The sequence below is a fragment of the Pseudomonas sp. 01L34 genome, assembly GCF_056400265.1.
On record NZ_JBFTSX010000007.1, the window covers coordinates 292164 to 305212 of the forward strand.

The window sequence follows — 13049 nt, forward strand, 5'->3', positions numbered from 1 at the left end:
AGTCCCACTACCTGAATACTCGGATTGTCAGATACAACCCGAATCCAGATATTGGGGCCGCTTCGCGACCCAACGGGGGCAAGCCCCCTCGCCACAAAAGCCCCCTTGCCATACAGCAACTCCCACGGGGCCCGTGGGGATATGGATATTGTGTTGTGGTTGACCCAAGGCATCTGTGATGAAATGCGACTCCACTCTCTATCGCGCCGCGCCGCCATCACTCGCCGTGAAACCCCGTTTGATTCGCCATCTGTTCCTGCCGCCGCTGATCATCGCCCTGATGATCGGATTGGGTTACATCGGCTTCTGGGTCAGTGAACACTACGGCATTCGCAGCCTCAGCGAGAATGGCCAGCGTCAGCTGGAACTGCACGCGCGCGCCGTCGAAAGCGAGATCAGCAAATACACCTACCTGCCCAGCCTGCTGGAACTCGAATCGAGTGTTTCCCAGCTGTTGGCAGACCCGTCGCCGGAACTGCGGCAGAGGGTCAACGAATACCTCGAAGGCCTGAACCGGCGCAGCCGCAGTCGGGCCATTTATGTGATGGACACCACCGGACGCGTACTGGCCACCAGCAACTGGCGCGATGTCGACAGTTATCTGGGCGAAGACCTGTCCTTCCGCGCCTACTTCCAGAACGCCGTGCGCGGCCAGCCGGGGCGGTTCTACGGCATCGGCAGCACCAGCGGCGAACCCGGCTATTACCTGGCTCATGGCCTGGAGGAACATGGCAAGATCACCGGCGTCGCGGTGGTCAAGGTGCGCCTCGAAGCCATGGAAGAACGCTGGCAGCGCGCACGCCTGGAAGCGTTCGTCAGCGATGAGAACGGCATCATCATCCTCTCCAGCGATCCGGCGCGGCGGCTCAAGTCGGTGCTGCCGTTGAGCGACGACACCAAGGAACGCCTGGCCCGCAGCCTTCAGTACTACTGGTATCCGCTGAATGAACTGCAACCGCTGGCCCGAGAGAAACTGGCTGAAGGCGAGGAAAAACTGACCTTCCCCGCCAACAGCGAACTGGTGTCCGATGAAGAGAACATCAGCTACCTGTCGCAAACCCGGCCGCTGAGCGACACCCCGTGGAATTTCACCCTGCTCACGCCCCTGCAAGACCTGCGGCGTGAAGCGATCAATCAGGGAATCCTGGTGGCGGTGGCGTTTGCCCTGGTGGCCTTCCTGCTGATCGCCTGGAACGAGCGGCGCAAAGTGATCGCCACCCGCCTCGCGGCGCGGGAAGCCTTGCAGGAAGCCAACAATCAACTGGAGCGTCGGATTACCGAACGCACCACTGACCTGCGTGCCAGCAACGAACGGCTCAAGGGGCAGATTCGTGAGCGTCGGCAGGCTGAAGAAACCTTGCGCCGCGCTCAGGATGAACTGGTCCAGGCCGGCAAACTGGCGGCCATCGGCCAGATGTCCACCAGCATCGCCCACGAATTGAACCAACCGCTGGCAGCCTTGCGGACCTTGTCCGGCAATACCGTGCGCTTTCTGGAGCGCGGTCAGCTGGATGTGGCCAGCACCAATCTCAAAACCATCAATGAACTGATCGACCGCATGGGCCGGATTACCGCCAGCCTGCGTTCCTTCGCCCGACGCGGCGATGACCAGGGCCAGGCCAGCCTCGGCAAAGGCGTGGACGCCGCCCTGCAACTGCTGGGCAGCCGGATGGAAAGCGTGCCGCTGCAACTGCATCGCGATTTCACCGACGTGCAGGTGCAGATCGACCAGACCCGTCTGGAGCAGATCCTCGTCAACCTGATCGGCAACGCGCTCGATGCCATGCAGTCGCAGCCCCAACCGACGTTGTGGCTCGAAGGCGAGGAATACGACGGCAAGTATCGCCTGCGGGTGCGCGACAACGGCCACGGCATCGATGCCGAAGCGCGCAAGCATCTGTTCGAACCGTTCTTCACCACCAAGCCCGGCGAACAGGGCCTGGGCCTCGGCCTGACCCTGTCGGCGAGCCTGGCCGCCGCCACGGGCGGGCATCTGGGTGTCGAACACCCGGCCAGCGGTGGCACCACCTTCGTCCTCAGTTTACCGTTGGTAAGCCCTACTCCCGCCGAGCCAATATGAACAACGACCTTAGTGTGCTGATCGTCGAAGACGACCCCCATGTGCTGCTCGGTTGCCAACAGGCACTGACGCTCGAAGACATTCCCTGCATCGGCGTCGGCAGCGCCGAAGAAGCGCTGGAGCGGGTGGGCGATAACTTCGCCGGCATCGTCATCAGCGACATCCGCCTGCCGGGCATCGATGGCCTGGAACTGCTGACCCGGCTCAAGGCCCGCGATCGCAGCCTGCCGGTGGTGTTGATTACCGGCCACGGCGACATCTCGATGGCCGTCGGCGCGATGCAGAAAGGCGCCTACGACTTCATGGAGAAACCCTTCTCCCCCGAACGCCTGGTGGACGTCGCCCGCCGTGCACTGGAGCAACGCAGCCTGGCGCGGGAAGTCACCTCGTTACGTCGCCAACTGTTCGAGCGCGATTCCCTCGAAGGCCGGATCATCGGTCGCTCGCCGGCCATGCAGAACCTGCGGGAACTGATCGCCAACGTCGCCGATACGTCGGCCAACGTGCTGATCGAAGGCGAGACCGGCACCGGCAAGGAACTGGTTGCACGTTGCCTGCACGACTTCAGCCGTCGGCACAGCAAACAGTTCGTCGCGCTGAACTGCGGTGGCCTGCCGGAGAACCTGTTCGAAAGCGAAATCTTCGGCCACGAGGCCAACGCTTTCACCGGTGCCGGCAAACGGCGGATCGGCAAGATCGAACACGCCGATGGCGGCACGCTGTTCCTCGACGAAGTGGAAAGCATGCCGCTGCCGTTGCAGATCAAGCTGCTGCGGGTGCTGCAGGAACGCACCCTCGAACGCCTGGGTTCGAACCAGAGCGTGGCGGTGGATTGCCGGGTGATCGCCGCGACCAAGTCCGACCTGGATGAGTCGAGCAAGGCCGGCGAGTTTCGCAGCGACCTGTATTACCGTTTGAACGTGGTCACCCTGGAACTGCCGCCGCTGCGCGAACGCCGCGAAGACATCCTGCAATTGTTCGAGCACTTTTTGCAGCAGTCATCCCTGCGCTTCGACCGCTCGCTGCCTGAACTGGACAACCAGACCGTGTCGATTCTGATGAGCCACGACTGGCCAGGCAACGTGCGCGAACTGCGCAACGTCGCCGAACGCTTCGCCCTCGGTCTGCCGGCCTTCAAGAAGACCGGCGCCAGCGGCAGCAATCAGGGCCTGGCCTTCGCCGAAGCGGTGGAAGCTTTCGAACGCAACCTGCTGAACGATGCCTTGCAGCGCAGCGGCGGCAACCTGACCCAAGCCAGTCAGGAACTGGGGATGGCCAAGACCACACTGTTCGACAAAGTGAAGAAATACGGGCTGAGCCACTGATGGACCTGATTTTCAAAGCAACCCTGGGCGCGGCGGTGGTGGTGATCCTCGCCATGCTGGCCAAGACCAGAAACTATTACATTGCAGGCCTGGTGCCGCTGTTTCCGACCTTTGCGCTGATCGCTCATTACATCGTCGGGAAAGGGCGTTCACTGGATGATCTGAAGACCACCATCGTGTTTGGCATGTGGTCGATCATTCCGTACTTCGTCTATCTGGCGACCTTGTATGTGATGGTCGACCGGATGCGACTGGAGGCTTCGCTAGCGGTGGCGGCAGTGGCGTGGTTGATGGCGGCGACAGTGCTGGTCAGCGTGTGGGTGCGCCTGCACGGCTAAATTCAAAAAAATCGCGGCCTGCTGCATTTGCATACACCTGCAGGAGCTGCGAAGGCGGCTCCTGCAGGTGTAAGTGGTTACTGCCCGTAAACCTTCTGCAACTGCGTTGGTGTCAACGCATCCTCAAACGGCACCGGCACCGATTTCACCGCCCCGTAGAGGTTGCGATAACGCCAATAGTTTCCGTTGTTGGCCAGTTGATAACCACGCTCGACCACTCGCTGGCCATCAAGGTTATAACGCAAGGTTTCCTGGGCGGTCGCTGGCGGTGTCGGCTGCATCAGGTCAGTGGCCAGAACCCGCATCGATTCATCGATACACTCGTCGAGCACCGCCGTGACCTTCGCCAAATCGAGGTCGCCGTCGTCGATGCACTGCTTGCCACAGCGCCGAATCGGCTGGCTGACGACTTCGATCCGCATGCGATACAGCGCCGAACCGGCAATATCCTGGACCTGCACCTGATTGATCAGCACGAAACTGCCGCGATCGGGGGTAAGCATCAGTTTGGGCTCAATCACCAGGCGTGCGGTGACCTGCCCTTCTCCTTGCTTGAACCCGGCCGCTTGCGAAGCCTGTTGATAGCGCTGTTGCAGGCGCTCCTGCAATGGAACGCCTGCAAGCAAGTCGGCCATCGGTCGCGCCTCGTTGAGCGCGGTTTTTTCCGCATCGCGCTGCAAGCTGCCGCTGCCCATCTGGGTGTTGATCAGGCTGGCCACCAGCAAACCGGCAAGCCCGGCACCGTTGCCTGAACTGGCCACCAGATTATGACTCGACGACGCAGCCTTCAAAGCGGCCTGCGAGTCAATCACGGTGCTGGCACCCACAAAGGATGGCGGCAACTGCACGTCGACCTTAAGCCCGTGGGCCTGGATGTAAGGCAAGGCACTCTGGTCCTTGAAACCGGCCTCAGGAGCCGGTTTTTGCGCACACCCCGTCAGCATCAGCAGGGCCAGCGCACCCGCCACTATGGGCAGGCGCGTCATTGCGCGAACGGGGTGATCATTTGCTGACGGCTATTGTCCATAGCCTGATAGAACGCGTTGGACAAGTTGGTATAGGTCGGCTCGTCCCATTCGCCCTGGGCGGCTTGCGTAGCGACAAAGGGTTTGAACCACAGCAGTTTGTTGTCTGCCAGATCGATTACCATGCCCTGTCCGCCCACCTGCGCCATCGGTACGCTGGTCGGCACAACGCTGTAGTAGCTGCGGGTGGCACCGGTGGCGTAGACATTCACCAGCAGCAGACGATCGACGCCGTAGGCGGCCTTGACCGGCGTCATGTCACGGGTCATGTAGCCTTCGCGGAAACTGGTTTCCTTATACGCATTCAGGTCGACCGGCTCGTTGATCCGCTTGGCTTTGTAACCCTTGGCCTGCAGCTTGGCGACAAGGACATCCGGCAAGGTGTGAAGGTCGCCCACTTGCCATTTTGCGACGTTGTCACTGAGCTTGCTGTTAACGCCCTTGTTGATGGCGTAATCGAGAAGCCCCTGATTGCCGGTCAATGCCAGCACCGGCTCGGGCACCACAGTGATCGCCACGCCAATAGTCGGTTCTTTGGCATCCCAGAACTGCTGGTCCAGCGGTACTGGAGGTTGCACGTGGGCACAACCGGTGAGGGTCAGGCAGGCGAACAACATCAGTGCTGCCCAGGTGCGTAGAACGTGAAGATTCATGGATCAAGTCCCTATGATTATTAACGATGCTGCTTATGTCGGCAGCATCGGCAAAAACTGTAGTGGCACATTGATATGTCTTCAGGAGGAGAAAGTTTGAACGATATGCCCGCAGGCTGAGCCTGTGTGGGAGCCGTGCTTGCCTGCGATGACGGCCCAGACGACATCTGCGGTGACTGACACACCGCCATCGCGGGCAAGCCCGCTCCCACAGGTTTTGGGGTGTTTGGGCAGACGTGTTTAGTTCTGTTTAGCGTTACTTCCTGAAAGCTACAGCGCCTTGCGTCGTCGCCTACAACCACGTCAGAATCCGCTGGCTTGTGCGCCTGGGGGCCCGTCGGTAACTTGGTTCGTGTCACTGATTCCCAGTGATCGGGTTTAGTAGCCCGGCTTTTTCCGGTCGCATAAATGTCATCCAGTCAGGCAGTTGCCTGCACTTGAAGGTGGCTGTGCGCATGGCGCCCTCGGGCGCGCCGGTTTTGACTGGAGGCCGGTCTACTAACTTGCGCACAGCTGCCACCCATTCCGTTTAGTAGCGAGATGAGTTGCAGCTCTACTAACAGGAGCTCCAGTTCAATGTTCAAGATCACGCCAAATCCACCGGAAACCGACGACGTTTCCCCCTACGAAACCCCAGACTCCAAAAAGCTCAACGAAGCCGCCGAGCGCGCCCTCGATTACTACCTCAAACCGGTCATTCCCAAAGACACCCCACGCAAACCCAGCACCCTTTACCTCGTCGCCCCCAACGCTGATAACGAAACCCTGCTGGTCAACGCCTGCGAGTCCCTGGCGGCGAGCGTGATGTTGAGTGATTTCGCGGGGCAGCTGAACGGCCCGCAGCGCAATACCGTGCTCGGCATCCAGAACTCCGTCATGCTGGGTGAACTGGCGGTGAACCGGATGCTCGATAACTTCGTCCCAACGTAAAACAGCTTCCTCTGTAGTTGAGGCGCTTTTGTGGCGAGGGAGCTTGCTCCCGCTCGGCTGCGCAGCAGTCGTAAACAGGTCAATGCGGATTACCTGAGACTGAGCAGCCCAGCGGGAGCAAGCTCCCTCGCCACAAGAGCCCGCTCCCACATTTGGATTGGGAACTACAGAAGATTGGGAGTTGCCACCGGATCGATCTGCGCCCAGTGGGAAGTATCTTCGCGATGGGCCTGCAAATACGGCAACACCGCCGCCAGCAACGGTGCCTTGAACGCTTCCTGAAAACGATGGGCCAGCCCCGGAATCAACTTCAACTGACTGCCACGAATGTGTGCCGCCAGATGCACGCCATGCATCACCGGCAACAACGGATCAGCGGTGCCGTGAACCACCAGCGTCGGCACGCGCAGTTGGTTGAGCAGATCTACACGACTGCGCTCGGCAAGGATCGCCATGATCTGGCGCTTAACGCCTTCCGGGTTAAACGCCCGGTCATAAGACAGCGCCGCTTGATGCAGCAACGCCTGCCGATCGTCAGTGACCGAAGGACTGCCCAGCGCCGCCAGCAAATCAGCCTGTTGCTCCAGCGCCACTTCACGATTCGGCGCACTGCGTCGCGCGAGCAACTGCACCAGCGCCGCACTCGGCGCCGGCAAGCCTTCGGCACCCGAGCTGGTCATCAGCAACGTCAGGCTCTCGACCCGCTGCGGCGCCATCGCCGCCAGATGCTGGGCGATCATCCCGCCCATGCTGGCGCCCAGCACGTGAAATTGCTCGACGTGCAAGGCGTCCATCAACCCCAGTGCATCGTCGGCCATGTCGGTCAGCGTATAAGGCGCGGCCACCGGTAAACCGAGTTTGTAGCGCAGCACTTCGAACGTCAGGTTGGCCTCGGCCGGTGCCTGGCGCCAAGTGGACAGGCCGACATCACGATTGTCATAACGAATCACCCGGAAACCCTGCTGACACAACGCGACCACCACTTCGTCCGGCCAGTGAATCAACTGCCCGCCCAGGCCCATCACCAGCAACAACGCAGGGTCGGACGCACGGCCGATGCTCTGGTACGCCAGACTCACCTGATCCAGATCGACCTGTTCGGTCGGAACATTGACATCGCAACGAGACGCCGCCAAAGACGGGAAATTGAACAACACAGCGATCAGAAAGACCGCTGTGGATAAAAATCGTGCACGCATGAAAAACACCGAAACGCAGAACTCCAGTAGAGCGCGAGTCTGATGAAGTTTGTACAAGCGCGCTGCCACAGTTACGTGACAGTTTGATGAAGAGTGCTGAACGGTCATTTTCAAGACCGCGTTATCGTTCTTCGCGAGTAAGCCCGCTTCCACAGGATTGATGTCGTACACAACTTCTGTGATCGACCTCTCCCCCGTGGGAGCGGGCTTGCTCGCGAAGGCGCCAGAACAGGCGCCGCAGGATTTAGGCCAACTGACTGCGCAACTGCCGCGCCGCCGCCACCATGTTCACCAGCGCCGCCTCAGTCTCAGGCCAAGCTCGGGTCTTCAACCCGCAATCGGGGTTTACCCACAACCGCTCGGCCGGAATGCGCTTCACCGCTTTGCTCATCAACTTGACCATCTCGGCCGTGTCCGGCACCCGGGGCGAGTGGATGTCGTAGACGCCCGGGCCGATGTCGTTCGGGTAGTCGAAGGCTTCGAAGGCCTCCAGCAATTCCATGTCTGAGCGCGAGGTTTCGATGGTGATTACGTCGGCGTCCATGGCGGCGATGGACTCGATTACGTCGTTGAATTCGCTGTAGCACATGTGGGTGTGGATCTGGGTTTCGTCACGCACACCGGAGGCGCTCAAGCGGAACGCTTCCACCGCCCAGTCGAGGTATTCCTGCCATTGCGCCCGGCGCAGCGGCAGGCCTTCGCGGAACGCGGCTTCGTCGATCTGGACGATCTTGATGCCGGCAGCTTCCAGGTCGACCACTTCATCACGCAGGGCCAACGCCAGCTGCTGCGCCTGGATTTTGCGCGAAACGTCTTCGCGCGGGAACGACCACATCAGCATGGTCACGGGACCGGTGAGCATGCCTTTCATGACCTTGTCGGTCAGGCTCTGGGCATAGGTGATCCAGTCGACGGTCATGGCGTTTGGGCGGCTCAGGTCGCCGTAGATGATCGCCGGTTTGACGCAGCGCGAACCGTAGCTCTGCACCCAGCCGAACCGGGTGAAGGCATACCCCTCAAGCTGTTCGGCGAAATACTCGACCATGTCGTTGCGCTCGGCTTCACCGTGCACCAGCACGTCCAGCCCCAGGCGTTCCTGGATTTTCACGGCGTGGCGGATTTCGCTGTGCATGGCATCGGTGTAATCGTTGGCCGAGAGTTTGCCTTGCTTGAAGGCCTGACGAGCCAGGCGGATCGAACCGGTTTGCGGGAACGAGCCGATGGTGGTCGTCGGGAATGCCGGCAGCTGCAAGCGCGCACGCTGCTGCTCGATCCGTTTGGCAAACGGCGAATGGCGTTGGCTGTCTGCCGCGCCGATGGCGTTGATGCGGGCCTGGACATCCGCCTTGTGGATACGCGGCGATTGGGCGCGGCTGGCCTGGATGGCGCGGCTTTCAGCCAGGGCGGCTTGCACCTTGGGCGCTTGCGGATCGTTCAGGGCATCGCGCAGCACGGCGATCTCACCGCACTTCTGCACGGCAAACGCCAGCCAGCTTTTCAGTTCGGGGTCGAGTTTGTCTTCACGCGCAAGGTCCACCGGGCTGTGCAGCAGCGAGCAGGAACTGCTGACCCACAAGTTATCGCCGAAGCGCTCCTGGGCAAATTGCAGTTGTGCCAGGGCTTGCTCCAGTTCGCAGCGCCAGACGTTGCGGCCGTTGACCAGCCCCACCGAAAGAATCTTGTAGGTCGGCAGTCGATCCAAAACCTGGCCGAGCTGATCCGGCGAACGCACCGCGTCAATGTGCAAACCTTGTACAGGCAGGCCGACGGCCAGCCCGAGGTTGTCTTCCAGGCCACTGAAGTAGGTGGCCACGAGTTTTTTCAGTGGCGAGTATTGGAGGATGTGGTAAGCGCGCTCGAAGGCGTTTTTCCAGGCCTGTGGCAAGTCGAGGGTCAGGATCGGCTCATCGATCTGCACCCACTCCACGCCTTGGGCGGCGAGGCGGCCGAGGATTTCACCATAGATCGGCAGCAGGCGCTCCAGCAGGTCGAGCTTGTCGAAGTCGTTGCCTTTGGCTTTGCCCAGCCACAGGTAAGTCAGCGGGCCGATGATCACCGGTTTGACGTTATGGCCGAGGGCCTTGGCTTCTTCGACTTCATCGAACAACTGTTCCCAGCTCAGTTTGAATGATTGGTCTGCGCTGAATTCCGGGACCAGGTAGTGGTAATTGGTGTCGAACCACTTGGTCAGTTCCTGGGCGTATTGCGCGGTGCCGTGTTCGCTGCCGCAGCAGGCTGCCGTGGCGCCACGCGCCATGGCGAACAGAGTGTCGAGGGTCGGCAGGCCGCGTTCATCCTTGACGCTGTCGAAACGCTCGGGGATCACACCGAAGGTCAGGGAATGGGTCAGTACCTGGTCGTACCAGGCGAAGTCGCCGACGGGCAGCAGGTCGATGCCGGCGTCTTTCTGCAATTGCCAGTGGGTGGCGCGCAGTTGGCGGCCGACGCTGTTCAGGGCGTCCTGATCGAGATCGCCCTTCCAGTAGGCTTCGAGGGCTTTTTTCAGTTCGCGGTCGGCACCGATGCGCGGAAAACCAAGTGTGTGGGCCAGGGCCATGGTGAATTTCTCTCTATAAAGGATGCTGTAAAACATGCTGCTATTGTCGACAGCTCAGCCAACATGAGACAAACTCAACCTTTTCGTGTTGATCACAAGTTTTCCTCATGGAGCCCTCGGTGCTTGAAATCCGTCACCTGAAAACCCTGCACGCCCTGCGCGAAGCCGACAGCCTGGTGGATGCAGCCGACCGCCTGCACCTGACCCAATCGGCGCTGTCCCACCAGTTCAAGGAGCTGGAAGAACGCATGGGCATGCCGCTGTTCGTGCGCAAGACCAAACCGGTGCGCTTCACCAGTGCCGGCTTGCGCCTGCTGCAGCTGGCCGACGCCACCCTGCCGTTGCTGCGCAGTGCCGAGCGCGACATTGCACGGCTGGCCGGTGGCACGGCGGGGCGTCTGCACATGGCGATCGAGTGCCACAGTTGCTTCCAGTGGCTGATGCCGACCATCGACCAGTTCCGCGATGCCTGGCCGGAAGTCGAGCTGGACCTGGCCTCGGGCTTCTCCTTCGCCCCGCTGCCGGCGCTGGCCCGAGGCGACCTGGACCTGGTGGTGACCTCCGATCCGCTGGAACTGGTGGGCATCACTTACGTGCCGTTGTTCACCTACGAAGCCATGCTCGCGGTGGCGAACCAACACCGCTTGGCGAGCAAGCCGTACATCGTGCCCGAAGACCTGCTCACGGAAACCTTGATCACCTACCCGGTGGAACGCGATCGGCTGGACATCTTCACCCGCTTCCTGGAACCGGCCGACATCGAACCGGCGCAGGTGCGCACCTCGGAACTGACGGTGATGATGATGCAACTGGTGGCCAGCGGTCGCGGTGTCTGCGGCATGCCCCATTGGGCGCTGCATGAGTACAGTTCACGGGGTTATGTGAAGGCCAAGCGACTGGGGGAGAAAGGCTTGTTTGCGACGTTGTATGCCGGGATCCGCGCCGACATGCTGGATGCGCCGTACATGCGCGACTTTTTGCTGACGGCCAAGGACACGTCGTTTTCGACGCTGGATGGGGTTAGTGCCGTCCGATAGAACGACCGATTTCCTGTAGGAGCGGCTGTGGCGAGGGGGCTTGCCCCCGTTCGGCTGCGCAGCAGTCGTAAACCCGGTGAATGCGGTTTATCAGAGACCACCGGGTTGAATGGTTTCGGGGCCGCTTCGCAACCCAACGGGGGCAAGCCCCCTCGCCACAACAGCCCTTATGCCGTTGGTTGCGGGGTCACTTCCCGCCACATGTGGATCTTGTCGAAGTAGTCTTCGCCGACCCGCACCGCCAACGGTTCCAGGCCAAACTGCACGAAGCCGCAGCGCTGATACAGCCTGAAGGCGGCTTCGTTGCCGGCGGTGACGGTCAGCTGGATCAGCCTCAGGCCTTGATGACTCTGCGCTTCAGCCAACGCCGCCTGTAACAGTTGATAACCGAGCCCGCGCTGGCGCACCTTGCCGGTCACGTACATGCCAAACAGCGTCGCCTTGTGCCGGGCCTTTTCCCGAGACTCGAAGGCCAGGCCGACGATGCCTGCCAGTTCCCCTTCCTCGAACGCCCCGAGCACCCGGTCCAGCTTGCTGGTCAGGCGCGACTCCCACCACCCCAGCGGCATCGTGGCGCGCTCGCGCACGCTGGAAGTGAACGCCTGGGGATGCGAGTCGTAGGCTTCGAGCATCAGCGCCCGATAATCCAGGGCATGACTGGCATCAAGCCGCTGAATCCACATGTTCAGGCCACTCGCCGCTGCTCAAACATCAACCGCACCGCCAGCCCGGACAGGACGAAGCCCATGAAATAGCGCTGCATCGCCAGCCAGTTCGGGTTGTTGACGAACCAGGAGGCGATGCCTGCGGCGAACAGCGCGATCAGCAGGTTGACGCTGAAGCTCACGCTGATCTGGGTCAGGCCGAGGATGATGCTCTGGTTGAACACCGAACCGTGCTCAGGGGAAATGAACTGCGGAAACACCGACAGATAAAACACCGCGATCTTCGGGTTCAGAGCGCTGGTGAGAAAACCCATCGTGATCAATTTGCGTGACGAGTCCGCCGGCAACTGCTGCGCCTCGAACGGCGAACGCGCACCGGGCTTGACCGCCTGCCAGGCCAGCCACATCAGGTACAACGCACCGGCCCACTTCAGCACCTCGTAGGCCACCGGCACGGCCATGAACACCGCGGTCAAACCCGCTGCAGCAGCGAACAGGTGCACTAGAAATCCCGCGACCACACCCAGCAATGACGTCACCCCGGCCTTGCGTCCCTGGCAGATGGAACGGGAGATCAGGTAGATCATGTTCGGCCCCGGCGTGAGTACCATCAGCAACGCCGCGGCGGCAAAAATCAGCAAGTCTTGAAGTGGAATCATGGGCATCCTGTCCTTGAAGTCAGAGGGTCTGGGTGATCAGGCGGTTTCGATCAGTGAAGCTCGATAAAACGGCAAGATCAGGTCTCGTGTCAATGGCGCCAGCGTGAGATCGCCGTCGGTGGCCGGGTCGATCCAGCGCACCTCTTCGATTTCCGCCGCCGGGCAAACGTCAGAATCGATGGTCAGCTGAAACAGTTCGGCCTGTACGACAAAACCCGGCTCGTTGGCGGCCGGTGCCGAGAATGGCCCCAGGTAGGTGGCGTGCGCCGGATCGATGACCAGTCCCAATTCCTCCTCCAGCTCACGGGCCAGGGCGTGGACCGGTTGCTCATGAGCCTCGATCTTGCCCCCGGCTGCATGAACGCCTGGGTGCCGCGCTTGCGCACCAGCAAGGTGCGACCGTCGGGGCCGATCAACAGGGCAGCGGCAATGTGGATGATGCGGGGCGAAGCGGCGGATGAAAGCGTCATGGATCAGGATTGGCCTTGGGTAAAGGCGCAAGGATCACATGAGCGCCGGCTTTTCGTCACGCCGAAAAGCATTGTGGCGAGGGGGCTTGCCCCCGTTGGGCTGCGAAGCAG

11 protein-coding genes and 1 pseudogene are annotated in these 13049 nt (G+C 61.1%); 5 read left to right on the forward strand and 7 right to left on the reverse strand.

From position 1 onward, the window contains the following. Positions 1–178: 178 nt before the first annotated feature. The 3 genes from aauS to AC1DQM_RS23135 are packed head-to-tail and all read left to right on the forward strand — an operon-like array spanning position 179 to position 3743. Complete coding sequence (aauS, locus tag AC1DQM_RS23125; RefSeq protein WP_064616311.1) at positions 179–2080, forward strand: two-component sensor histidine kinase AauS; 1902 nt, start codon at positions 179–181, stop codon at positions 2078–2080. Next, complete coding sequence (gene aauR / locus AC1DQM_RS23130) at positions 2077–3405, forward strand: two-component response regulator AauR (protein ID WP_086946084.1); 1329 nt, start codon at positions 2077–2079, stop codon at positions 3403–3405. Before aauS ends, aauR begins: the two co-directional genes overlap by 4 nt. Positions 3406–3413: 8 nt before the next feature. Continuing rightward, positions 3414–3743, forward strand: coding sequence for a GlpM family protein (locus tag AC1DQM_RS23135; RefSeq protein ID WP_172901245.1), 330 nt, complete (start codon positions 3414–3416; stop codon positions 3741–3743). A gap of 77 nt (positions 3744–3820) precedes the next feature. Here the strand turns inward: AC1DQM_RS23135 and AC1DQM_RS23140 are convergent, their stop codons facing one another. Further along, entirely contained in the window at positions 3821–4729 is a 909-nt protein-coding gene (locus AC1DQM_RS23140; protein WP_111454730.1) for a hypothetical protein, read from the reverse strand. Next, positions 4726–5421, reverse strand: a complete 696-nt coding sequence (locus AC1DQM_RS23145; protein WP_064616308.1) for a hypothetical protein — start codon at positions 5419–5421, stop codon at positions 4726–4728. Before AC1DQM_RS23145 ends, AC1DQM_RS23140 begins: the two co-directional genes overlap by 4 nt. Before the next feature lie 576 nt (positions 5422–5997). Here AC1DQM_RS23145 and AC1DQM_RS23150 point away from each other — a divergent pair. Further along, positions 5998–6351, forward strand: a complete 354-nt coding sequence (locus AC1DQM_RS23150; RefSeq protein ID WP_477746908.1) for a DUF6124 family protein — start codon at positions 5998–6000, stop codon at positions 6349–6351. Between the two features lie 164 nt (positions 6352–6515). On the opposite strand, the gene AC1DQM_RS23155 is transcribed toward AC1DQM_RS23150, so the two are convergent. After that, positions 6516–7550 (reverse strand): alpha/beta fold hydrolase, encoded by a 1035-nt coding sequence (locus AC1DQM_RS23155; protein ID WP_477746909.1) that lies wholly within the window; start codon positions 7548–7550, stop codon positions 6516–6518. A 244-nt stretch (positions 7551–7794) separates the two neighbouring features. After that, complete coding sequence (gene metE, locus AC1DQM_RS23160) at positions 7795–10107, reverse strand: 5-methyltetrahydropteroyltriglutamate--homocysteine S-methyltransferase (RefSeq protein WP_477746938.1); 2313 nt, start codon at positions 10105–10107, stop codon at positions 7795–7797. Positions 10108–10226: 119 nt separating this feature from the next. Between metE and metR the strand changes: the two genes are divergently transcribed. Continuing rightward, on the forward strand, positions 10227–11144 hold the full coding sequence (metR, locus tag AC1DQM_RS23165; protein WP_018926627.1) for a transcriptional regulator MetR: 918 nt from the start codon (positions 10227–10229) through the stop codon (positions 11142–11144). 167 nt (positions 11145–11311) lie between these two features. Here the strand turns inward: metR and AC1DQM_RS23170 are convergent, their stop codons facing one another. From AC1DQM_RS23170 to AC1DQM_RS23180, 3 genes and pseudogenes are all read right to left on the reverse strand, one after another. Next, the gene (locus AC1DQM_RS23170; RefSeq protein WP_477746910.1) at positions 11312–11827 is read right to left on the reverse strand and encodes an N-acetyltransferase family protein; all 516 of its coding nucleotides are present in this window, start codon (positions 11825–11827) and stop codon (positions 11312–11314) included. Between the two features lie 2 nt (positions 11828–11829). Next, the gene (locus AC1DQM_RS23175; protein WP_064616303.1) at positions 11830–12468 is read right to left on the reverse strand and encodes a LysE family translocator; all 639 of its coding nucleotides are present in this window, start codon (positions 12466–12468) and stop codon (positions 11830–11832) included. 36 nt (positions 12469–12504) lie between these two features. Beyond that, positions 12505–12938 (reverse strand): annotated as a pseudogene (locus AC1DQM_RS23180) (NUDIX hydrolase). Positions 12939–13049: the final 111 nt, after the last annotated feature.

Coding starts and splice junctions, on each gene's coding strand:
- aauS (WP_064616311.1), top strand. CDS start 179: ATGAAATGCGACTCCACTCTCTATCGCGCCGCGCCGCCATCACTCGCC.
- aauR (WP_086946084.1), top strand. CDS start 2,077: ATGAACAACGACCTTAGTGTGCTGATCGTCGAAGACGACCCCCATGTG.
- AC1DQM_RS23140 (WP_111454730.1), bottom strand. CDS start 4,729: ATGACGCGCCTGCCCATAGTGGCGGGTGCGCTGGCCCTGCTGATGCTG.
- AC1DQM_RS23145 (WP_064616308.1), bottom strand. CDS start 5,421: ATGAATCTTCACGTTCTACGCACCTGGGCAGCACTGATGTTGTTCGCC.
- AC1DQM_RS23150 (WP_477746908.1), top strand. CDS start 5,998: ATGTTCAAGATCACGCCAAATCCACCGGAAACCGACGACGTTTCCCCC.
- AC1DQM_RS23155 (WP_477746909.1), bottom strand. CDS start 7,550: ATGCGTGCACGATTTTTATCCACAGCGGTCTTTCTGATCGCTGTGTTG.
- metE (WP_477746938.1), bottom strand. CDS start 10,107: ATGGCCCTGGCCCACACACTTGGTTTTCCGCGCATCGGTGCCGACCGC.
- AC1DQM_RS23170 (WP_477746910.1), bottom strand. CDS start 11,827: ATGTGGATTCAGCGGCTTGATGCCAGTCATGCCCTGGATTATCGGGCG.
- AC1DQM_RS23175 (WP_064616303.1), bottom strand. CDS start 12,468: ATGATTCCACTTCAAGACTTGCTGATTTTTGCCGCCGCGGCGTTGCTG.